General features: G+C 38.0%; 19 protein-coding genes and 4 tRNA genes. 6 read left to right on the top strand and 17 right to left on the bottom strand.

Features of this window, described 5'->3' with window-relative positions; all coding sequences use genetic code 11:
• Positions 1-4: 4 nt before the first annotated feature.
• On the bottom strand, positions 5-1,174 hold the full coding sequence (locus IW16_RS03825; protein WP_034739833.1) for a PepSY-associated TM helix domain-containing protein: 1,170 nt from the start codon (positions 1,172-1,174) through the stop codon (positions 5-7).
• Positions 1,175-3,565: a TonB-dependent receptor gene (locus IW16_RS03820; protein WP_034739832.1), complete on the bottom strand. Its 2,391-nt coding sequence runs from the start codon at positions 3,563-3,565 to the stop codon at positions 1,175-1,177. It lies immediately after the preceding gene.
• A gap of 98 nt (positions 3,566-3,663) precedes the next feature.
• Here IW16_RS03820 and IW16_RS03815 point away from each other — a divergent pair, with 98 nt between their 5' ends.
• A complete protein-coding gene (locus IW16_RS03815) occupies positions 3,664-4,650 on the top strand; it encodes a helix-turn-helix transcriptional regulator (RefSeq protein WP_034739830.1) in 987 nt (328 codons plus the stop codon).
• A 139-nt stretch (positions 4,651-4,789) separates the two neighbouring features.
• Here the strand turns inward: IW16_RS03815 and IW16_RS03810 are convergent.
• The 4 genes from IW16_RS03810 to IW16_RS03795 form a co-directional block, all read right to left on the bottom strand.
• Positions 4,790-4,871 (bottom strand) — tRNA-Leu (locus IW16_RS03810).
• A gap of 181 nt (positions 4,872-5,052) precedes the next feature.
• A tRNA-Leu gene (locus IW16_RS03805) sits at positions 5,053-5,136 on the bottom strand.
• A 5-nt stretch (positions 5,137-5,141) separates the two neighbouring features.
• Positions 5,142-5,217, bottom strand: a tRNA-Gly gene (locus tag IW16_RS03800).
• 4 nt (positions 5,218-5,221) lie between these two features.
• Positions 5,222-5,303, bottom strand: a tRNA-Leu gene (locus IW16_RS03795).
• 171 nt (positions 5,304-5,474) lie between these two features.
• Here IW16_RS03795 and IW16_RS03790 point away from each other — a divergent pair.
• Genes IW16_RS03790 through IW16_RS03780 form a run of 3 tightly spaced genes read left to right on the top strand, consistent with a single transcriptional unit; the run spans position 5,475 to position 7,443 of the window.
• Positions 5,475-5,852, top strand: coding sequence for a DUF3127 domain-containing protein (locus tag IW16_RS03790; protein ID WP_034739828.1), 378 nt, complete (start codon positions 5,475-5,477; stop codon positions 5,850-5,852).
• Between the two features lie 60 nt (positions 5,853-5,912).
• Positions 5,913-6,566, top strand: a complete 654-nt coding sequence (gene aat / locus IW16_RS03785) for a leucyl/phenylalanyl-tRNA--protein transferase (RefSeq protein ID WP_034740554.1) — start codon at positions 5,913-5,915, stop codon at positions 6,564-6,566.
• On the top strand, positions 6,553-7,443 hold the full coding sequence (locus IW16_RS03780) for a DMT family transporter (protein WP_034739827.1): 891 nt from the start codon (positions 6,553-6,555) through the stop codon (positions 7,441-7,443). Before aat ends, IW16_RS03780 begins: the two co-directional genes overlap by 14 nt.
• A gap of 66 nt (positions 7,444-7,509) precedes the next feature.
• Here the strand turns inward: IW16_RS03780 and IW16_RS03775 are convergent, their stop codons facing one another.
• The 8 genes from IW16_RS03775 to IW16_RS03740 form a co-directional block, all read right to left on the bottom strand.
• Positions 7,510-8,892, bottom strand: coding sequence for a tetratricopeptide repeat protein (locus tag IW16_RS03775; RefSeq protein WP_034739825.1), 1,383 nt, complete (start codon positions 8,890-8,892; stop codon positions 7,510-7,512).
• A gap of 208 nt (positions 8,893-9,100) precedes the next feature.
• Complete coding sequence (locus IW16_RS03770; RefSeq protein WP_034739823.1) at positions 9,101-10,072, bottom strand: quinone oxidoreductase family protein; 972 nt, start codon at positions 10,070-10,072, stop codon at positions 9,101-9,103.
• Positions 10,073-10,141: 69 nt separating this feature from the next.
• Positions 10,142-10,726: a Crp/Fnr family transcriptional regulator gene (locus IW16_RS03765; RefSeq protein WP_034740553.1), complete on the bottom strand. Its 585-nt coding sequence runs from the start codon at positions 10,724-10,726 to the stop codon at positions 10,142-10,144.
• A 47-nt stretch (positions 10,727-10,773) separates the two neighbouring features.
• Positions 10,774-12,156, bottom strand: coding sequence for a phosphoglucosamine mutase (glmM, locus tag IW16_RS03760; RefSeq protein ID WP_034739822.1), 1,383 nt, complete (start codon positions 12,154-12,156; stop codon positions 10,774-10,776).
• A 63-nt stretch (positions 12,157-12,219) separates the two neighbouring features.
• On the bottom strand, positions 12,220-13,248 hold the full coding sequence (locus IW16_RS03755) for a DUF4421 family protein (protein WP_034739820.1): 1,029 nt from the start codon (positions 13,246-13,248) through the stop codon (positions 12,220-12,222).
• Positions 13,249-13,468: 220 nt separating this feature from the next.
• Complete coding sequence (gene feoB / locus IW16_RS03750; RefSeq protein ID WP_034739817.1) at positions 13,469-15,502, bottom strand: ferrous iron transport protein B; 2,034 nt, start codon at positions 15,500-15,502, stop codon at positions 13,469-13,471.
• Positions 15,502-15,756 carry a FeoA family protein gene (locus IW16_RS03745; RefSeq protein ID WP_034739816.1) on the bottom strand — a complete coding sequence of 85 codons (255 nt, stop codon included), beginning with the start codon at positions 15,754-15,756 and terminating at the stop codon, positions 15,502-15,504. The genes feoB and IW16_RS03745 overlap by 1 nt, the downstream gene beginning before the upstream one ends.
• Positions 15,757-15,890: 134 nt before the next feature.
• On the bottom strand, positions 15,891-16,808 hold the full coding sequence (locus IW16_RS03740; protein ID WP_034739814.1) for a GLPGLI family protein: 918 nt from the start codon (positions 16,806-16,808) through the stop codon (positions 15,891-15,893).
• Between the two features lie 246 nt (positions 16,809-17,054).
• On the opposite strand from IW16_RS03740, the gene IW16_RS03735 reads away from it, so the two are divergent.
• A complete protein-coding gene (locus tag IW16_RS03735; RefSeq protein ID WP_034739812.1) occupies positions 17,055-17,552 on the top strand; it encodes a DinB family protein in 498 nt (165 codons plus the stop codon).
• 62 nt (positions 17,553-17,614) lie between these two features.
• On the opposite strand, the gene IW16_RS03730 is transcribed toward IW16_RS03735, so the two are convergent.
• Positions 17,615-20,365 (bottom strand): carboxypeptidase-like regulatory domain-containing protein, encoded by a 2,751-nt coding sequence (locus IW16_RS03730; RefSeq protein ID WP_034739811.1) that lies wholly within the window; start codon positions 20,363-20,365, stop codon positions 17,615-17,617.
• A 495-nt stretch (positions 20,366-20,860) separates the two neighbouring features.
• Here IW16_RS03730 and IW16_RS03725 point away from each other — a divergent pair, with 495 nt between their 5' ends.
• Complete coding sequence (locus tag IW16_RS03725; protein ID WP_034739809.1) at positions 20,861-21,742, top strand: cupin-like domain-containing protein; 882 nt, start codon at positions 20,861-20,863, stop codon at positions 21,740-21,742.
• Between the two features lie 35 nt (positions 21,743-21,777).
• Here the strand turns inward: IW16_RS03725 and IW16_RS25575 are convergent, their stop codons facing one another.
• A complete protein-coding gene (locus IW16_RS25575; RefSeq protein ID WP_051889890.1) occupies positions 21,778-22,188 on the bottom strand; it encodes a hypothetical protein in 411 nt (136 codons plus the stop codon).
• Positions 22,178-22,459, bottom strand: a complete 282-nt coding sequence (locus IW16_RS03715) for a hypothetical protein (protein WP_034739807.1) — start codon at positions 22,457-22,459, stop codon at positions 22,178-22,180. The genes IW16_RS25575 and IW16_RS03715 overlap by 11 nt, the downstream gene beginning before the upstream one ends.
• Between the last annotated feature and the right edge of the window lie 55 nt (positions 22,460-22,514).

Here is a 22,514-nt window from a genome sequence, read left to right as displayed (position 1 = left end):
GATATCAGCCTGTTTTTTTCTTTTTCTTAAACCACCATACCAGAAAACCGGTAACAGGAAGTGATGCTCCCACAAGAGTTATAAAGAAATACAGAATTCTTCCCCATACTCCTCCAAGGGCTGAACCTACATGCAGGTCATAGTTAAGTTTCTGCACTTTTACAGGGAAATCAGCGTGCTCAAAAGAGCCTGCATAGGCAGAAGTATTGGCCAGCAACCGGCCTGAATTACGGTCATAACTGAAACTCTGCAAATCATAAAACCGCCGGTGTGAAGGATACAGGTAAAGACTTACGGTTTCTGTAGAATCTTTAGGAACCGACAGGTAATATCCTTTGGCATCAACTTTATTCACTGCATCTTCCCAGGCGATATACATCGATCCCTGTAAGTTTTCCGGCTTGTAAGGTGTTTCATTTTTAAGCTCCTGCCGCTCCTTTTGAGGACTTTTTCCAAGAGACGTTGTGAAATACAGGAATTTATTAAACCACGGAAGCCCGTAATACATCCCGGTCATCGAGATAACCATCAGAATGATCATAGAATAAAACCCGAAAACATTATGAAGATCGTAGTTCAGTCTTTTCGTTTTGGCATCCCATTTCACCGAAAAGCTTTGTTTTCTCATGGCTTTAGTCCATTTCTTCGGCCACCACAAAACCAGCCCGCTGAGCAGCGTAATAAAAAATATAAAGGTAGAATAATTGATCACGGGACGTCCGAACCCGGAAGGAAGCCATAGAAAACGGTGCCCTTTTAAGGTCCATTCAAAGAAATCGAATTCCTTTTGAAAACTTGGCTTACGAAGAATTTCACCTGTATATGGGTGCAGATGCAGAACAAAACCTGGATTTCTTTTTCCAAAGCCTACCATTGCTGCTTTCCCGGTGGGACGCCAGACAAACGATATTTCCTGATCCGGATACAGTTTTTTTGCCTTTCCGTATAGGTCCGCAGGATTAAGCATTGCTTTTCCGGGAATATAGTCAACCTTTAATTCGGGGTTGAGCCAGTCTTTGATTTCATCACGGAAAGACCATGTGATACCGGTAATGCATATGATGACGATAATGATTCCTGAAGCAAGGCCCAGCCACAAGTGCAGCCAGGCCGAAATCCGATAGAATAAGCTTCTGTTGTTTTTTTTCTTAGACTTTGCTTTTCCGGTATTCATTTAAAAATTATATGAAAGATTCATTCTGAAATTGATCGGGTTTGTAGCCCTCCATCCATAGTGGCTGTAGCTCCATGCCCCCGGGTAAAAACCAACATAGTTATATCGGTCTGTCAGGTTATTCACCAGGAAAGAAATCTGATAACTGTCTCTTTTATAGGAAACTCCCAGATCAAGCGTAAAATAATCATCCGGAAGATATGGATATCCCGTTACCACGGGCCAGGCTGCTCTTTTTGCCTGATATTCATAGCCGAATGAGAACCCAAGTCCTTCAAGATCCCCCTGAGCAATTGTATATTTAATCCAGCCATTGGTGATATGCCTGGCTGTTCCATACAGCATTCCTCCAATATTTTTAGGATTATTATCTTTGCTTACCTTAGCATCTGTATAGGCATAGTTGAGAAGTATACTCCAGTTTTTGCTGATATTTCCGTTTAAATCGAACTCTATCCCTTTGGAAGTAGCTTCTCCCGTCTGTTCAAAAAGCCCTGGGTTATCCACTCCTGCAGCTGTTAACATATTGGTTTTCGTCAGGTGATAAAAAGTAATATTAGTCATTAACTGACCACCGAACCAGGTTTTCTTGACTCCTATCTCTTTATTCTTTCCGTAAGAAGGATCGGCAGTACTTCCATTCAAAAGCCTTCCTGTCTGCTCCTGAAAAGTTTCATCATACAGTCCGTATACCGTTAAAGTCGGAGAGACTAAACCTGTGATGCTGAAACGTGGGGTTACCGCCGTATTCTTCACCTCCGCTCCTTTATCTGCAGCACTGGTCTTTACCGTAGATGTATAACGGAATCCAGCCGCTATTCTCAATTTATCCTCAAGAAATCGCGCTTCATCCTGAAGGTGAAAAGAAGTGTAAGAATAATTTGTTATATAATTTGCACCACGCTCACGAAGAGACTGTGAGCGGTCGTACTGCGGAATGTCTGCTTTTTTAAGGTTACCATATACCGGATTGTAGATATTGAATACCGGACCTACATTCTGTGGCAAGACGGACCAGTCTGCGACATAGAATTTTTTTCCCATATCAAGACCTGCAAGAATATTATGGTTAATATTTCCTGTGGTAAATTTTCCCCTTGTAAATACCTGCCCGATGGTGGATGTATTCAATGCGTCATTAATACTTATCCCTCGGTTTACGTCTCCTTTGATTCTTTTATTAACAGGATCATCTGCCAGCGCAATGCTATTGTATTTGGCATAGAGTGATTCTCCCTGCATCTCAGATCGTACATATCCAAACTGCCCCGTGATAAGCCAGTTTTCATTAAAGTTATGGTTAATCGTTCCATAGACATTATGTTCCCATGATCTTGTAGGATCCATAATAGGGTCGGAGAAACTGAAGGATCTTTTAACATCTTTAAAACCGTCAATTCCATAGGCATATTTAGCAAATCCTCCCTGAAAATTATTTTGAGAAAGAATATATTCAAGGGTTACATTCGTATTCTCGGATGCAATGTATTTGAAAGACGGATTAATGACATATTGCTCATGCTCTACATACTGCTGAAATGAACCTTTTTTGGTTCCCATTACATTCAGTCTTCCCCAGAATTTACCGTCTTTGCTTAGTTTTCTTTCTACATCGGCTGCTGCACGGTACAGATTAAAACTTCCCAAAGTAAGCTGAACATTTCCTTTTTCTCTTCCTACAGGTTTTTTCGTTACAATATTATAAAATCCACCCGGCTGTGTATTTCCCATCATAAATCCTGCAGGACCTTTTACAAACTCTACACGGTCTACAAAGGCCATATCTTCACGAAGCGGTCCAAAACTTCCGCTTACATCCATTCCGTTTCGCAGGTTGGAAGCCTGGAAACCACGAACAGCTATTCCGACACTTCCTTCTTCCTGATGGGTGATAGTACGTACTCCACTTACATTTCTGCTGAGCCCTTCCGCTGTAGTCAAAATCTGCTGGTCATTTAAAAGACGCTGGTCAATTACCTGAATATTCTGAGGTGTCACAAGAAGGTTCTCTCCCAGCCTTAAAGTAGAAGAAGGCATAGTCTTCCGGCTGGCGGTAACGTTGACTTCCATAATCTGATAGGCATCCGAAGACAGTGACTGCATAAAATCATAGGAAAGGATTTCATTCTCTTTCAGCGTAAAAGAATAGGTTTTTGAAACTTCCGGATCGTCAACTCTTAGCACATAGCTTCCTGCGGATATATTATTGAAACGATAAATCCCGTTTTCATCGGTATAAGTTTCTGATTCTCCATTATTCAGGATTACTTTCGCGGTAGCTACCGGTTTGTTTTTAGAGTTCACTACTTTCCCTGTAATCTGCGACGTATTCTGCGCCCAAACCAATGCAGGAAAAAGTAATGCTGAAAAAAGGAGTTTGTTCTTATTCATACATTGTTATTTAGAATTAGTTTAATTAAATTTACAGGGGCAAAATTAGTTTTTGCTGGCAGTAATAACTTTTGAGGTTGGGATAAATACTTTAGATTTTGGGAGAACGAGTACCGGATAGCACCATAACGAAACAGATTTTAGATTTCTTCGGTGAAGATAACGGCCATGGAGTATGTGAAGTTTATACCAATGATCTGGGACACTTTGAAACTCTGAATCTCTATCATGGAGATGAATTTTTAGTAAAAGAATACAGATATTCTTATAAAGAAGATTACATCATGAAATTCCGTACGGAGGATGTAAAATATATAGAACTTGCCTTTTTTCTCGGTGGAACGGATGTCATTCAGGATTCAGTAAACGGAAAAACAGGATCCTATAAGCTGCTGCATCACTATATTTATTTCACTCCGGAAAATGCTGATATTGAAATTTATTTCCAGAAAGAGATCTGGTATAAGAATCTTGATATTTACGTTTCCAAAGATTATTTTCATCAACTGGCAAAAGACAGTCCCATCCTTCAGAATTTTATCAATAAGGTAGATCAGCAAAAACCGGCAAGCCTGTTTCCGCATGGCCTTCCGATCACCCCACAGATGATGAGCATCTTGCTGGAGATCAAAAAATGTACGCTGGATGGATTCTACAGAGACTATTTTATAAAAAGTAAAATCTTAAGCCTGCTTCTGCTTATTTTTGAGTTTGCAAAAGGCCAGGAAGAAGAATCACCGGTTAAAAATAAAACCTCTATAAGTACTCCAGAAATTCACAAACTGATGGAGGTTAAAGAATTTATCGAGGGGAATCTGAAATCATTTTATACCATAGAACAGCTTTCTTTACAATTTGGAATCAATGAATTTAAATTAAAAAAGGGGTTTAAAGAGCTTTTTGGAGACGGTCTATTTCACTACGCTTCCAAGCTTAGAATGAAAGAAGCTCTTTATCTGCTTAAAAACTCGGATTTTTCTATAAAAGAAATTGCGTATCATCTGGGCTATGCGTCACCATCATCTTTTAGTGTGGCTTTTAAGAATGAAGTTGGGGTTGGGCCCAGCTATTACAGAAAGAACTGATTTGAAAACTTTCTTACCACGCTAAATGCAGTATAACGTTTCCATCACTTCTTGCCTTCTAATGGAAAGATCTTCATCATATTCTGTATAAAAACAAAAAACTCTCTGTAAGTATATTACAGAGAGTTTTTGTGTGTAGTGCGGATGAAGGGACTCGAACCCCCACGCCTCACAGCACCAGATCCTAAGTCTGGCGTGGCTACCAATTACACCACATCCGCTGATTGTTTCTTTGTTTAAAGAACTTGTTTTCTTTTGAGAGTACAAATATAAAACATTTTGTCTTAAAATAAGAATTAAAAAAAATAAATCCTCACAAACACTGCATAAGTAAGCCTACTTATCACAAACCGTCTTAAAACTAAAAAACTCTCTGTCGAAAAATTCTACAGAGAGTTTTAGTACCCCGGGCGGGACTTGAACCCGCACGTTCTTACGAACACAGGATTTTAAGTCCTGCGTGTCTACCAGTTCCACCACCAGGGCAGGTGTGGAGCGAAAAACGGGATTCGAACCCGCGACCCCAACCTTGGCAAGGTTGTGCTCTACCAGCTGAGCTATTTTCGCATAGTGCGGATGAAGGGACTCGAACCCCCACGCCTCACGGCACCAGATCCTAAGTCTGGCGTGGCTACCAATTACACCACATCCGCTGGTTTGTTTATTTTTAAAGAGCTTGCTTCGTTTTTGTGAGTGCAAATATAGGACATTTTCCTTTACCTCCAAACTTTTCAGAAAAAAAAATTAAAATTCTTAGATTTTTTTTCTGTGCGCCCTATTATTAAATTTCATTTTCTTACTTTTACAACGTTAATAATTACAATATGGAATTACAAGGAACGGTAAAGAAACTTTTTGACGCTCAGACATTTGCAAGCGGTTTTCAAAAGAGAGAAATGGTTATTTTAACCCAGGAACAGTATCCACAGCCGATAAACATAGAATTTTTGTCTGATAAGATTAGTTTATTAGATAATCTTAAAGAAGGTGAAAATGTAAAGGTGGGAATCAATATCAGAGGAAGAGAATGGGTTTCTCCACAAGGTGAAACTAAATACTTCAATTCTATCACAGGATGGAAAATTGAAAAAGTAATGGATAACGGATCTGAACCTACTCAGGCCTCTCCTTCTCAATCTGCATCTCCAGTTTCCAACGAAAACCCTTTCGCTGGTGACGATGACGATGATTTACCTTTTTAATTAAAGAATAAAACCAAATATAAATCCTGCTTGCTCAAGTGGGATTTTTTTTCCAAAAAAATGGTCCGACTAGACGAAAACGAGATTTCATTCCCAGATCCTGAACTTTATGACGGTCATGAAGGTCTGATTGCTTTTGGTGGTGACCTGTCTGTAGAACGTATCTGGTTTGCTTATCAGCTGGGAATTTTTCCATGGTATAATCCCGACGAGGAAATACTTTGGTGGAGCCCTGATCCGAGATTCGTCCTGTTTCCTGATGAACTGAAAGTCTCCAAATCAATGCGGAAAATACTCAACAGAGGTATTTTTACATTTTCGGAGAACAAAAATTTCAGGGACGTGATCAAAAACTGCCAGCAGACCAACAGAAAAGGACAGACCGGAACCTGGCTTTCGGACGAACTGATGGACTCTTTTATTAAACTGCATGATTACGGACTGGCCAAAAGCATTGAAGTATGGCAGGACGGAGAACTGGTAGGAGGATTTTACGGACTTCAGATTGGCAATGTTTTCTGCGGAGAAAGCATGTTTGCCAAAGTAAGCAATGCCTCCAAAGCAGGTTTTATACACTTTGTAGAAACCCATAAAGGGAGCATCGATCTTGTTGACTGCCAATCCCATACTGAGCATCTGGAAAGTTTGGGAGCTAAAATGATTCCTAAAAAAGAGTTTTTAAAAATATTACACAAAAACAATGAACGCAGATAAAGAAAAATGGATCCTTCTGATTGTATTAACTGTTATCTGGGGATCATCTTTTATTCTGATCAAAAAGTCTCTTGAGCATTTCAGTCCATACCAGGTTGGAGCCCTCAGAGTTTTGATCGCAGGGATTATTTTAATGCCCGTTGCTGTTTCGAAGTACAAACTGTTTCCAAAAAAACATTTAAAATGGCTTATTCTGGCAGCATTCACAGGAAACTTTATTCCTATGTTCCTTTTTCCAATCGCAGAAACGGAAGTGAGCAGCAGTATTGCGGGGATTATCAATTCTATGATGCCCATATTTGTCATCATTGTAGGAGCGCTGATCTGGAAATTTGAAACGACCAAAAGGCAGATCGTGGGAACGATGATTAGTTTTGCCGGAGTCTGTTTACTGGCTTTCGGCGGAGATGGAGAAGGTGGGAATTTTAAGCTGATCCCAATATTGCTTTTATTACTGGCTACATTATGTTATGCTGTAAGTACGACCACCGTGAAATCTAAACTTATGGATGTTTCTTCAACCATTTTATCAGCATTTGTTTTCTCATTTGTCCTGTTTTTCCCTTCTCTTATTGCTTTAACAGGTACGGGATTCTTTTCGACCTTCAGTTTTAACGAAGATAATATGCTGGGACTGATGTTTGTAGGCCTGTTATCTGTGTTTGGAACCGGGCTAGCCATGACACTGAATTACCGCCTTCTGAAAGTATCCACTCCTCTTTTTGCCTCAACAGTAACATTGCTAATGCCGATCGTTGCTATTATCTGGGGCTTTTTGGATGGTGAGAAACTCAGTATTTTACAATTTGTGGGAGCAGGAGTCATTATTGGCGGACTGATCTTTTTAAGATCTAAATCTGTCGCTATAAAAAAGTAAACGTTTTACTGATATCAACTAAAAATCCTGCATTGCTGCAGGATTTAATTATTTTAATTTAACTCTTTAAGAATTCTTCTTTTTCACTTTTGCTTTGACTTTCTTAACCTCATCTTTGATGAATGGATATTTTTTCTGCATATCCGTAGCCAGTGATGGATCAATGCTTAGGGCTTTCTGAAGAGATTCTGCTCCGTTTTCCGGCCTTTTAAGGTTGAAATAACAATTGCTGAGCTGATAATAAAGCTCTGCTCTGTCGTGTACCTTTATTGCTTTGTCCAGAATCGTTACCGCTTCTTCATATTCTCCAAGAAGCATCAAAACTTCTGAATAGGCATACCAGTTATAGAATCTTGAAGGCTCCGCCTCTACCAGCTTTTTCAGGCAGGCAAGACTTTCTTCAAATTTCCCTGAATCAATGAACAGAAATGCCAGTCTTTTCTGATAGTCGAGATTGCTGTCATTGAGATGGGTTGCTTCTTTAGCAAAATGAAGTGCTTCTTTCATACCACCCATTTCTTCATAAAGATAAGACTGCTCCATCATTGCCAGATAAAACTGAGGATCTTCTCTCAATGATTTCTGGAATGCATTAAGCGCCATAATAGACTGCTTTTGAGCCTTATAGCATAATCCAATCTTATAGAAAGTAAATGCTTTGGTATATTCAAGTTCAAGCATTTCCTCATATACTGACACGGCTTTCTGATACTGCCCTAAAGCTTCGTAGCAGGCTGCTTTGTTAGCATATACTCCCACCGAACTGGAATTGATTGCCAGGAGGTAATCATACCCCTTGATGGCTTCTTCAAAATTCTTTCTGTTGAAATAAAACTGCCCATATTCAAACCATGCGGTTTCAGAATAAGCAAATTCATCTAAATATTCATTAAGAAAGGCAATAGCCTCCTCGCTCTTATTCAGGTCACTGAAGCAGATCATACAGTTTTCCAGTGAATACTCATCTGTAGGATCTTCTTTCAGAGCTTTTCTGTAGTGTTTAAGAGCGTTAAAGGGATCTCCCAAATTCACATATTCGTCTGCAATAAAGTTGTGAAGGAAGTTCTCTTCTTCTTTCAGTTCTAAAGCTTTTTTACAGATATCAATGGATTTTCTAGGGTTTCCCAGGCTCGAATAATACTTTGCGTAGCAGACTAAAAAGTCCGTGTTCTCCATTGATGCACCTTTAAGTTCGTCAATAAGTTCTTTCGCTGTATTATACTCTTCCCATTCCAAAAGAATCTCAAGTCTTTTGATCTTGATATCTAATGAATTCGGGTGAAGCTTAAGTCCATAATTAACAGCATTGTCTGCGTAGTTAAAATCTCCCAGCTCCAAATAATAAACAATAATGTCTTCCAACTCTTCGGTATCGAAGTAGAATTCATCATTATTTTCCATCATTTCCTCGAACTTTTTTACAAGTTCATTTCCAAAATACTCTTCCAATAGTGTCGTCTTTGTCGGCCCGATGTCTGAATATACTTACAAACCTCGGCAAACTTTATTAATTAATAATAACTTCTGAAACTGACATTCAAATGTTTATGCAAAGTTGCAACTTTTTTTTGAATTAATTTTTCATAAATTTCTATAATAAAGATAGTAAAAAAAGAAAACAGATAAAAGGATTGTGGATAAATAACGCAAATTGTGGTTAAATAGTTATAACGAGTCTTTTTCCAGCCGGAATTTCTGCATTCCAAAACGATTCTATATCTTTTATCGAGGCAATTTGTGCATCTATTATCATTCTCTTTTCTACAGCCGCCTGAAACATTTCGGGAATGATTTCCGTAAACAGCAGATGAGTCTCTTCTTTTGTCCAGCTTCCCAATCCGGATCCGGAGATCTGAATATCCGTTCCCCTGAGAATCTGTGAAGACAGCTGGATGGCATCACCACTCATACCTCCTACTGAAACCAGTTTTGTTTTGTGGGAAAAAGTTCCGTTTCCTTTAAGAGCAGATAACAGCATTTCCACGGAATGTCCCCAGAGATAATCTAAAATAATATCAACAGGTGTTTCACTGTGAATATCGATTATTTTACTTTTAAAATCTTCATCCTGCTGTTTCAGTGAAACTATTTCATCTGCCCCCAGTGTAAGAAGAGTCTGTAAAGATTCTTCATTCCTGCCTGTAGCAATGATCTTCTTCGCCCCATATAATTTTGCGACCTGAACCGCTATTCTTCCTGTGATTCCGGTGGCTCCGTTGATCAAAACAGTATCTCCAGGTTTCATTCCGGCCTTGAACTTCAAACCCATCGCAGATCCCATTACGGCATTCGGCAACGCAGAAGCTGTGGCAAAGTCCAATTCATCTGACACAGGAATAATAAATCGTTTTTCAGCATTGACTTTCTCTGCAGCGGTTCCTTTTTTACTGAAAAAATAAACTTTTTTACCGTTTTCAAGATATCCGGCACCGTCCGTTCCTATAATTTTTGGCTGATGGGTATCATTGCTTACGGAATAATGGCTCCCACCGGCGATGGCTCTGTCAAGATTTTTAATCGATGCTGCTTTGACAGATACCTGCATTTCATTTTCTTTGGGAGCTTGTGGATCGGGGAAATCTGCGTATTGAGGAATACTTCCTTTTTCAAATACTACTGCTGCTTTCATTATTTTAGATTTTACACAAAATTAGGATGACAGCTGCCTGTGAAGCGATAACATTTGTTATCATTTTAATTATTTTAAAGAATCATCTTTTAGAATACTGCTTTTGATTCTACTGAGATGTACGGTTGTAATTCCGAGGTAAGAAGCTATATAATGCTGGGGAATTCTTCTGATGATTTCCGGCCGTTCTTTGGCAAGACTGATGTACCGCTGTTTAGGAGTGTCCTTTATAAACGAAAAAAAATGTTTCATATAATCAAATATCCTTTCAAAAAGGGAATCCATAAATTGGCTTCTCAATTCCGGATCTTCATAAACCTCTGCCAGAATGACGTCTGCATCAGATTTGGCAATCTTCCATAAAACACAGGATTCTATTGTCTCGAACGAAACCATGCTGGGAAGCCCTTTCCTGAAACTTTCAAGGGATGAAAACATGGTGTTTTCCATAAAGAACTGGAAGGTCACATCTTTTCCATCATTATTGTACCAGGCTCTTACGACTCCTTTTTCAATATAGTACGCAGTGTCCGACACCTCATTTTCTTTTAAAAGAAGGGTCTTAGCGGGAATCTCTATACGCTCAAAACAACTTAGAAATTTCCTCCATTTTTCCGTTGGAAATAGAAATCTGTTCTGTATATGCTCAAACATGTTGGTAAAAAAAGAACGGAACATTTCTGTTCCGTTCCTGTTATATTTTAAATTAAACTTTTAATTTTAGCGATGATATCATCTCCAAGTTTGTCCGCTTCTTCCTGCGTATAAGCTTCGGTATAGATCCTGATAATCGGCTCTGTATTGGATTTTCTAAGATGAACCCAATTGTTTTCAAAGTCAATTTTAACGCCGTCTACTGTGGAAACTTCTTCATTCTGATATTCTTTTTCCATTTTGGCTAAAATATCATCCACATTAATCTCCGGAGTCAGCTCTATTTTCTTTTTACCCATAAAGTAACTTGGGTAGCCAGTTCTCAGTTCTGAAACCGTTTTGCCTTCTTTGGCAAGATGGGTTAAAAATAACGCGGCACCAACCAAAGAATCTCTTCCGTAATGAAGATCAGGATAGATAATTCCACCATTTCCTTCTCCTCCGATCACTGCATTTTTCTCTTTCATCAGGTTAACCACATTTACTTCCCCTACAGCACTTGCAAAGTATTCTGAATCGTGGCTTCCGGCGACATCCCTCAATGCACGGCTTGAAGAAAGATTGGAGATCGCTGCTCCTTTTTTATGCTTCAACAAATAATCTGCAACAGCAACAAGGGTATATTCTTCCCCAAACATTTCGCCTTTTTCATCAATTAGGGCTAATCTGTCTACATCCGGATCTACAACGATTCCCAAATCAGCCTTTTCCTTTATTACCAGTTCGCAGATGTCTCCCAAATGCTCTTTCAATGGTTCCGGATTGTGCGGGAACTGTCCGTTCGGTTCACAGTATAATTTTACAGTCTCACATCCCAATTTATCCAACAGCATTGGGATAGCTATACCCCCTGTAGAATTCACGGCATCCAAAACTATTTTGAATTTTTTAGCTTTAATGGCTTCAACATCTACCATCCGAAGATCTAAAATCTGCTGAATATGAATATCAAACGCATCTTGTCTTGTTTCATATTTTCCGAGGTCATCTACTTCTGCGTAATTGAAATCTTCGCTTTCTGCCAGAGCAAGTACCTTTGCCCCATCATCTCCGCTGATGAATTCTCCTTTGCCATTCAACAACTTAAGAGCGTTCCACTGTTTGGGATTGTGGGAAGCAGTAAGAATAATTCCTCCGTCTGCGTTCAGTTCAGGCACCATGATTTCCACGGTTGGCGTTGTGGAAAGCCCAAGATCTACTACATTAATTCCCAAGCCCTGAAGGGTAGCTGCTACCAGTGACGAAACCATTTCTCCCGAAATTCTGGCGTCTCTTCCTATAACAAGTCTTAAGTTTTTTTTATTCTGTGTATTCTGAAGCCAGGTCCCGAATGCGGAAGCAAATTTCACCACATCCAGAGGAGTCAGGTTATCATTTACTTTTCCCCCGATTGTCCCTCGGATCCCTGAAATAGATTTTATTAGCGACATTCTGTTTTTATTTTTTTAAGTTGTTTTATTCTGGGAGACAAAGATACTTAAAAGACCCATAAGTTATAAAATAGGAATCTTTTTCTGGATCTTGTCATAATTTCTCTGTACTACCTTTGGAGGGGGGAAACGATAACCTATATAAAGCAGCCCGTAAATATTATTGTTCTGCACGTTCTCGTTTGCGCTTTCATTGTATGTATATGCATTGACATTAAATTTCCCTCCAAACAGGAATCTATCTGTATTATATCCAATATGAAGTCCTGTAGCAAACCTGAGAATGAGGTATTGGGTATTTTCTTTGTTTAATTTTGAGCCATCATTTCCAATATCCCAGCTGCTGGAAAACATTCCGCCTAATCCCAGCGAAACATTAGGTGAGATATTTACTCTTTTTTTTTCGCCCAATACCCAGTTATAAAAATAACCCATATTAGCTGCGAAACTATACTGCAGTTCCTTTCCTTTTCTGTCACCGATCATATCTCTGAAAACGGAAAGGTCATAGTCTACAAAAGGAACCCAGCTTCCACGGCTTTCTTTTTGCCATTCTCCCTGCGTATAGATACTTTTCAGGGAAAAATCTTTTTTCATTACAAATGCTGTAGATCCTCCAAAGCTTTGAATCCTCAAATTCGGAAACTGAAGATAGGCGTCTTTACCCTCTTTCCATTCCGGAAAAAGGTCTGCCATATTCTCAATATAAAATCCTTTTACATTTTTGTAATAAACGGTCTGAATAAATCTTTTTGGAAAAAAACGAAATCTGAAGTCTGCATAAGAACTGCTTCCTTTCAGTTCATTATCATTGTTTCCGGGAAGAAAGTTGGGTGTAAAAGAAACGGTAGCACTTATAATCCTGTAATCGACAGAAAAAGAAGCTCTCGTTTTATTGTTGATGGTAAGAATTGTTTCCAACGGTTTATCCTCGGGACCTTCCGTAAAAACATATTTTTCAATATTGGTATCAAGGTTTACCCTGACCATAACCTGATCTGCATAAGACTTGATTTTGGCCGTATCGGTCTGGGCATTTACCATAGCCGTTACAAGGAAAAATAGAAATAATGCTGCTGATTTCGGGCTCAAATCGAAAAGGTTTTAGTTTCAAAAAATGAAATTACTACAATTTTTTCAATTATAAGCTTAAAAACAGATCATGAACATCCACAGTCTTTATCGCACCCTGTTCTTTTGGAACTGAATTTTTTTGGTGCAAAATTCTTTCTGAGCACTTTAAATAAAGAGTAGCAGGCAAATGCAACGATCAATACAATAATTACGTACTGGAAAATTAATGAAGTATCCATTATTTTAAAATCTGATATGCTATCAACGACACAAAATATGCCAAACCTGTCATCATCGCTACCTGGAAGCCGGTCCATTTCCAGCTTTTGGTCTCTCTGTAGACTACTGCAAGTGTAGAAACACACTGCATTGCAAATGCGTAAAATAAAAGAACTGAAATACCTGTTGCAAAGCTGAAAACTTTAGTTCCGTCAGGATTCACATCTCTTCTCATTTTATCGATTACCTTTACTTCAGGGGCATCATCTTCAAGACTGTAAAGCGTAGACATCGTTCCTACGAAAACTTCTCGCGCTACGAAACTCGTCAGAATTCCTACACCCATTTTCCAGTCATATCCAAGAGGTTCAATAAGAGGTTCAATTCCTTTCCCCATTTTGGCCAGGTATGAGTGGTCCAACTCTACATTTGTTGCCACAAATTGCTCTGGGCTCTGCTTGGGTCCAAAATAACTTAAGAACCAAATAATGATGCTGACAATAAAAATAATCTTTCCTGCTCCTGTAACGAATTCCCACACCTTGCCCAAAACCATTTTAAGATCGTATCCGAATAGTGGTTTTTTATAGGCAGGAAGGTCCATGACAAGATAGGTTTTACCTTCGTTTTTGATAAATCTTTTTAGAATCGCCGCTGAAAACAACGCTACCAGGAAACCTAGCAGGTACATGGCCATCAGCACCAGTGCTTTATATTTAATTCCAAGGAAGGATCCTTCCGAGATAATCAGTCCTATAATAATACTGTAAACCGGAAGTCTTGCGGAACAGGTCATGAAAGGGGTCACTAAAATAGTTAACAGTCTTTCTCTGACATTCTCAATATTTCTTGTAGAAATTACGGCAGGTATAGCACATGCTGTCCCCGATACCAGGGGAACAATACTTTTTCCATTGAGTCCAAAAGGACGTAAGAGTCTATCCATCAGGAATACTACTCTCGCCATATATCCTGAGTCCTCTAACAGGTATAAGAAATACAATAAAATACCGATTTGTGGCGCAAAAACCACAATCCCTCCTATTCCCGGCACAATTCCATTTGAGATCAATGAATTGATCGGTCCTTCCGGCAAATGTTCCGCACTAAAGGCAGCCAGCCAGGAGAATAATTCCTCAATCCAGTTCATTGGATATTCGGCAAGGAAGAAAACACTTTGGAAAATAACCAACAGAATCATCAGAAAAACGACATAGCCCCAGAATTTGTGAACCAGTACTTTATCCAGTTTTTCTGTCAGGAGCTCTTTAAACTGAGCTTTTTTAGAGATAACATTGGCTAAAATTTTGTCAACGTTCTGATACCTTCTTACCGTTTCCTGTACCTGAAGTCTTTTAGGAACCAAACTTTTGGAGTCAGGTTCGTTCATAAGATCTTTTATAGACGCAATTTTTCCCAGATCTGACCCTAAGGAAAGACTCATCCAGGCTTTGTATTCGTTGTCGATACCTTTGTGGGCCGCTAGTTTCTGTATAAAATCTTTATGTTCGTTCGGTGTTTCGAAAGAGTTTTTATCTGCTTTTACAAAACCATTTTGCAGAACGGCTTCTCTGATCTCGTCTATTCCCAACTGCTCTTTGGCGTTGGTTTGGATGATTTTGATTCCTAAAGCATCAGAAAACTTCTGGATATCTATGGAAATTCCTCTTCTTTCAGCCTGATCGATCTGGTTGACTACCAGAATCATCGGAATACCCAGATCCTGTATTTGCTGAAACAGAAGCAATCCTCTTTTGAGGCTCAATGCTTCAAGAATGTAAACGACTCCAGCATAATTTTCCTGCTCGTCGATAAGAAATTTGGAAAAAATAGCTTCATCTTCCGAGCTTGGATAGACACTGTATGAACCGGGAAGGTCGATGACCTCAACTTCTTCGTTCTTATAGGTGTAGTTTCCAGAATGGCTCGCAACGGTAACACCTGCGTAATTTCCGGTTTTCTGTTTTTTATTGCACAGTGCATTGAAAACCGTAGACTTTCCGACGTTAGGATTCCCGACTAAAAGGACCTGTTTTTTCTTATTTTCCTGCATTAATTCAATTCTTCAACAATGATATAATTTCCCTCTTCTTCACGTAGAGCGATTCGGCTTTTCTCTTCTCCAAATTCTACATACATAGGACCATTGAATGGTGCCTGATACAATATTCTGAAAATTGTTTCCGGCAGAAGTCCCATTTCTATAATCTTATTGGGCATTTTAAGGTGATCATTATCATACCCCAAAATCTTCCCCATTTTGTTTTTAGGGAATTTGCTTAATTTATGTAAGTCCTTCTCTTTCAAAACCTGCTTTTTAGTAACCGCAAATATACGTTATTTAAATTTAATCTAAATAACGACAGACATGAAAGAAATCAACCCAAATACATGACTGTATCTGGGTTGATTCAAAAATATAATTTAGTTGATATGAATGTTTATTTTTTCATTTTGTCGGTACTTTGTAATGATATTTCTATCGGATTATCATTCGCATTATAAAAGTCTTTGTACTGCTTTTCCTGCTTTTTGACCATATCTCCAACTGTTCCATCCATTCCCGGAACAGATTTAGACATCATTTCCTGTGTCATCATAGGTCTGATTGACGCAAAAGGATCTTTTTTGAAGTCGTTGAATGTCTTTTCAAACTTTTCTCTGCTTAATTCATTTACTTTCCCTCCTTTTGCCTGCATAAGGCTTTCTATATATGAGTATTCTGTATAATCCTTAATTTTTTTATTTCCCTGTAAAACCCAAGAGTAATTTTTCTGATCATCTTCAATTTTAATGATCAACCCCGGAAGCCCAAAGAATTTATAGGGTCCATCCTGAAATGGCAGATCAGTACTGAACCAGGCAGTCCATTTTCTTCCTCCAAATTCTGTAGTTGCTTTTTGTGTATTGTATTCCCCTATTTTTTGTTTATCATTCAGGATATTCCAGTTAAATTTCAATTCTTCACTATATCCAATATTAGTTGGCGTAAAACCGCTTGCTATTTTATCTACATACTGTATTTTCATGCTTGGATATGTCTTGTAGACCCTAGCTGAAATTTTAGGTGTTTTAAGAGATTTAGATAGGTCTTTCATCATCCCGGATTTCTGAATGGCTTCCATTTCAATTTTCATGATTGAGTCCTGAGCAATCACCGTATAATCCTGATAAATTGATCTGTTCTTATCTGTAATATCTAAGATGGTCACTACTTTATCCAGTTTCGTAGAATCTTTCTTCGGCTTAAAAGTCAGTTCATAAAAGAAACGGTTTGCAGACTCTTTTGCATCTTTCGAATCCTGTGCTGATGCGAAGGCAAAAAGAGCGATAAAGAATACTGAAAATAGTTTTTTCATAGTAATGATGTTTACTAATTAGTGAGCAGTTGATGAAATATGTTACAGTTTTTTTTCAAAATTTGATTTCAGAAAATATAAATTACTGAATTTCAAATAAGTGACACCTTAATTTTCTCTGGTTTATTTTTTATTTTCTGTAGATTATGTTAAGTTAATTGATCTGAATTTTATAAAATTATGATTCCGTTAAAACATTTTACATTCCAAAAGACTTATCTTTAAGTACTTAAAAAACAAAATAATATGGACACTTTATCACAATTTAAAGACGAGTTTGAAAACGAATATCAGACGACCAGAAAGTTCTTTGAAGCTTACCCTGAAAACAAAAACGACTATTCTCCTCATGAGAAAAGTATGAAGTTGATGCCTCTGGCCACTCACATTTCTGAGATTTTCGGATGGCCGGACACCATCCTGAAAACTTCGGAGGTTGATTTTGCCAATGGAGATTTTCAGCCCAAGCACCTTTCAACAAAAGAAGATCTTTTGCAGACCCTTGATGATAATTTTAAATCCGCACAGGAATCACTTGGCCAGGCTAAGGAAGAAGATCTCAACGAATATTGGGCTTTAAAAAACAGTGGCCATGAAGTTGCCAAATGGACCAAATACGGATCTATCCGTCACGCTTTAAACCAAATCACCCACCACAGAGCACAGCTTGGAGTATATTACAGGTTGAATGAAATTCCTCTTCCCGGAAGCTACGGCCCATCTGCAGACAACCAAGGTTTCTAGAGCAACAGCATATATCTTAAACGAAAAAACCAATCTTCGGGAGATTGGTTTTTTTGTTTATTCTATTTGAAATTAAATTTTACAGTAAACATGACCTGGCTTGGGCGGAGCTGTATTCTTGTATATGCTACACTGTTGGTTGCCTGATTAATATTATAGGTCTCAAAAACCCTTCTGTTAGCAATATTCATCCATTTAAGTTCAAAATCAATTTTCTTTTTAGACCAGGTAAACTGGTAAGAAAGATCATAAAAAGCGTTATTGTACTTATTCTGTCCATCACTTGTATTCACCTGATCCCAGCTAAACCCTACAGTATGGTTTTCAACCGGGTAGAAAAATGCTCCTAAATTGTGATTGAATCCTTTATTAATTCCTAAACTTCCTCCTCTTTCACTCAATCCCTCATTATCCTGTTTGTTTCTGGAAAGGCTTAGATTATAATCTAAACTCATCCAGCTGAAATACGTATTGTTTAATTTAAATCCGTAAGACTGTGTATTATTTTTACTCAGATATTGAACATTATCCAGGAAGGCATCTGCTTTAGATAAGCTGTTACTGTAGCTTACAGAAGCATTGGTTTTAAATTTCGGAAAGTATTTACCTACTTCCACACCAAAGCGGTTGTTTTTTGCATGATTTTCCTGCTCTCTGTACTGAATTAATGTAAATCCTGTAGTTATATCAAGAATTGGAGAAGCAAGAAGGTTCTTTTTGCTGTCGCTTAGAGAGTAAGTCACATTGAAAAAGAGGTTGTTCAAAGGATTTCTATACTCAATTCTTGTAGCTCCACTCTTAGAAAGAGTTTGAGGAATTGGATTATTAGGATCCATTACATTAAATCCTCCAGGACTAAGAAGCATATATCCTGCATAAGCAGACTTTACATCTCCGAAGTTATTGCTTATATTTCCGTTCACACTTGCTTTCCAGAAAGAAGCAAATGAATACTGTAAATAAGCATTTGGAGTAAACGTGGTTTTGTTCAGTGATTTATGTACATTTCTTAGGTCGTCCTCAGCTTTGATGCTATTGAAATTTACAGGAATGTTTGCAAATAAACTCCACGCCTCTGATTTGTAATTAATTCCTAAAGATCCCGTAGGAGCAAATTCCGTAAATTTCAGATCGTTTTCATAGCCTGGTCCATCAAAACTTGGGGCAACATCATTTGGAATCAAAGGATTTGGAATTGCTGTGCCTGTAAAGTCTGTATTAAGCTCTTTGGATGAAAAATCAACTCCTACCTGAGGGGTAAATGTCCATCCTTTTGTACTGAAACTTATGTTGGCAGAGTGGGAAGTATCTAAAGTTTTAAGTCTGAAGCTCTGCAATGCTGATGTTCCCGGAGCAAAATTAATAGGTGTGGTAGAATTTGATGTCGGATTTTTATATAAAATCTGAAGGTAATTCGCCGGTTCTACTTCAAGAGTCTGGCTATCATCCTGATAGCTGATATATGATTTAAAGTTCACCATTTTTTCCTTCCATGGTATAATCGTACTTAAAGAGTTCTGGAAAGAAGAAGTAGGCGATTGTACAGCTTCATTTCCAACTCTCCCCACTCTCGTAGCAAGAGCCCGGTCAGCATTCCAGAATTGACTGAAACTTGTTGTGTTTTTAAAGAATCCTTTCTTTGCGTTTTTAGTAAAGATAAGCTCCCCTTTCAGCTTATCTGTGAAAAATTTATTTTTAGTACTTGTTGTTATCGTTGAACCCGGTTTATCATCTCTTGGGCTATAGACAGTTTCTACAATATCTTCTCTCTCTACTGCATTATTCGTATAATTGGCATTTGCCTTTAGCTCCCATTCTTTCTTTTTGTCAATATTCGTAAGATAGTTTGCGGACAAGTAATGTACGCTGTTCATTAGATATCTTTTCACAGGTAAATTGGGAGCATCTGCATTTTCTACATTCAGCCAGTCGTTTTGGGCAGCATTGATTCTTTTGCCTTCCCATCCGCTTCCAAAAGCCAAGATGTTTCCTTCGCTTTCTACCTGTTCCCCCATATTATTGGCTTTATAGTTTACCACCCACTGGCTTTTCTGTCCAAAAAACATTGGGGTCAGCTTAACGTTCCATAGCCAAGGATCTCCAAAACCTGTTCCCACTTCTCCTCTTCCGGTCATGGTAACAGAATTTTTCAGTTTAATATTGATGGCAGCCTGGTCAGATGGTACTTTATCCTGTAAAATTTTTACCGGCTGGTGATTTTCAAGAACCTCCACTTTTTGCACCGCATCTTTTGGGAGCGAGTTATTGATGGTTCCATAACCGCCTTCCATAAGGTCTTTACCGTTAACATAGAATTTGTTAATAGCATTTCCCTGATAAAGAATCGTCCCGTCTTTATTAACTTCTATTCCCGGGATTTTTCTCATCACATCAGCAAGCGTTCTGTCGCTTTTGCTGTCAAAAGCTTTAAGATCGTAGGCAATGGTATCTCCTCTTGCCGTGATCATCTTTGTTTTAAGCTGTACCTCTTTTATTTCTGTGGCCTCAGACTGCATTTTGAAAGTGAGGGTCTGATCACCGTTGGTAATTTGTTTGGTCAGTGGTTTTTGGTTGAAAGCTTTTACTTTCAGATCTACATTAGGTTCTGAAGAAGTAAATGTCACTTTATATTCCCCTTTAGAATTCGTGATTCCATATGCCAGAATAGCATCTTTTTCAGGTTCTTCTATGGTAACACTGGCACTTGGTATAGCAGATCCGTCTTCATCGGTAATTTTCCCTGATACCGTTTTCTGTGCATAAGTGAGCACCGTAAAAAATAGCATCAGAAACAATGAGATCTTTCTTTTCATAATTTATTATTTGCCTAATTAGTTTATTGGTTGTGTTTTTTGTTACACTTTTTATAAAGATGTATTTTATTGATAAAGGTTAAATGATTTAACACTATAAACATAGTGATATTTTTTATATACCCAATCTTTTAGTAAAAAATTTTAAAATATCTTTACTAAGCGTGGAATACGCATCGAAATTTTAAGATTAAGATATTTTACATAAGACTCTGTCAGTTTTATGTTTAAAATTCGTTTGGTATATCAATTCTTTAAAATCTTATCACTAAATTTAAGTCGGAACAATAAAGATATTTTTATCCCGGTTTAACATTTTCGGAGAAAATATGTTCTTATAGTGCCAAAAACCCAAGGACTATATCAGAAAGAATAATTATTAATATTTTTATTTAGTCTAAATAGTTAAAAGTGATTTGAATCATAGATTAAAAAAAACTTAAACACTGATTCATATATATTTATTTAATAATTTTGTAACATAAAATTTATAAAATGGGAATTATTTTAAAGCCTATAGATGTTGTAGATGATATTACTCAGGAAGAGTTTATGGAAAAATATCTAAAGCCCAGAAGGCCCGTTGTCATTAAAAATATGGCAAGAAATTGGCCTGCTTATCAGAAGTGGACGATGGATTATGTGAAGGAGGTGGTAGGTGATGTTGAAGTTCCTCTTTATGATTCTAAAAAAGCCGATCCTGCAGCTCCCATCAATACACCAACGACAAAAATGAAGTTCGCGGATTATATAGACCTTATTCAAAGAGAGCCTACCGATCTGAGAATTTTCTTTTTTGATCCGATAAAACATGCCAATAAATTAATGGACGATTTTATCGCACCAAAAGAGCTTATGGGAGGTTTCTTAGATAAGTACCCTTCTATGTTTTTTGGAGGTAAGAGTTCTGTAACTTTCCTTCATTTTGATATTGATATGGCCCATATTTTCCACACGCACTTCAATGGAAGAAAACACGTGAAGTTGTTTGAACATAAATGGAAAGAAAGATTATATCGCCTTCCTTATGCAACCTATGCACTGGAAGATTATGATATCGACAACCCTGATTTCGAGAAATATCCCGCTCTGGATGGTGTAGAAGGAATTGAGTGTTTCCTTGAACATGGGGACACGCTTTTCATGCCTACAGGATGGTGGCACTGGATGAAATATCTCGATGGAAGTTTCTCCATCTCGTTAAGAGCCTGGGACAAATCCTGGGCAGTGAAGGCTCACTCGATTTGGAACCTTACTGTACAACGTAAGTTTGACGATATTATGAAGTCCAATTTTAAAAACAAATACATGGACTGGAAAGAAAAAGCAGCGGTTAAGACCGCAGAGATTGCTTTAAAAAGAGGCTTACCTAAATAAAACAAAAAAGACGTTTCAATGTGAAGCGTCTTTTTTTATGTTTGTGTACTCACCAAAAGTTCTTCCATATTTCTCGTCACTTCATTGCAGGAGAAACAGGCTTCTTTTCCATCCTGTGAGAACCATCTGCAATGCGACCGAATTGGGCAAAAGAACAGTTCTTTTTCTTTGTTTAGATCCAAATGCTGTACTTTTTGAGATAATGAACATTTAGATTCTTCTTTATTCCATTGTGCGCAGCCTTTTTCAACACATTTTCCTGTAAAACGAAATCTCTGCTCAAGACTGTTTTTGTCTTTATTCTGCTCCAGGAAATCTTCTGTAACGATAAGAGGTGTTATAAATTTTACTTTACCGTCTTTACCGGTAACACCAAAAAGCTGTGCCCCTACTTTACCAAGATAACTGGGGCACATCTTCTTTGAAGTATTGGAATTAGCCTCCATAGCCTTTTATTTGAGACTGAATATCTTTCACCTGGCTCTGAATATCAATTCCGGGTTTGAAGATGATGATTCCCCATGGAAACCAATCTTTGATTTTCATAGGTCTTAACAGTCCTTTAAAGTCCCTGTGAGCTCCGAAAGCCTGCGTATTATCAATCTTTGACAATTCAGAAAGAACAACACTCTGAATTCCTCTGTCGATGTTTTTCAACTGCTCGTCTGAAAGATCAACCCCTTCTAACGAAACGAAAAATTGCTTTTTAGTGGCCATACTATAATTTTTATTGGTTTTATAAAGCAAATTTCGGCAGAGCAAGTTCAAAGTC

This window comes from Chryseobacterium vrystaatense, from assembly GCF_000737765.1.
In the GTDB taxonomy this organism is placed as follows: domain Bacteria; phylum Bacteroidota; class Bacteroidia; order Flavobacteriales; family Weeksellaceae; genus Chryseobacterium; species Chryseobacterium vrystaatense.
This window is presented reverse-complemented; position numbering and strand designations above follow the sequence as displayed.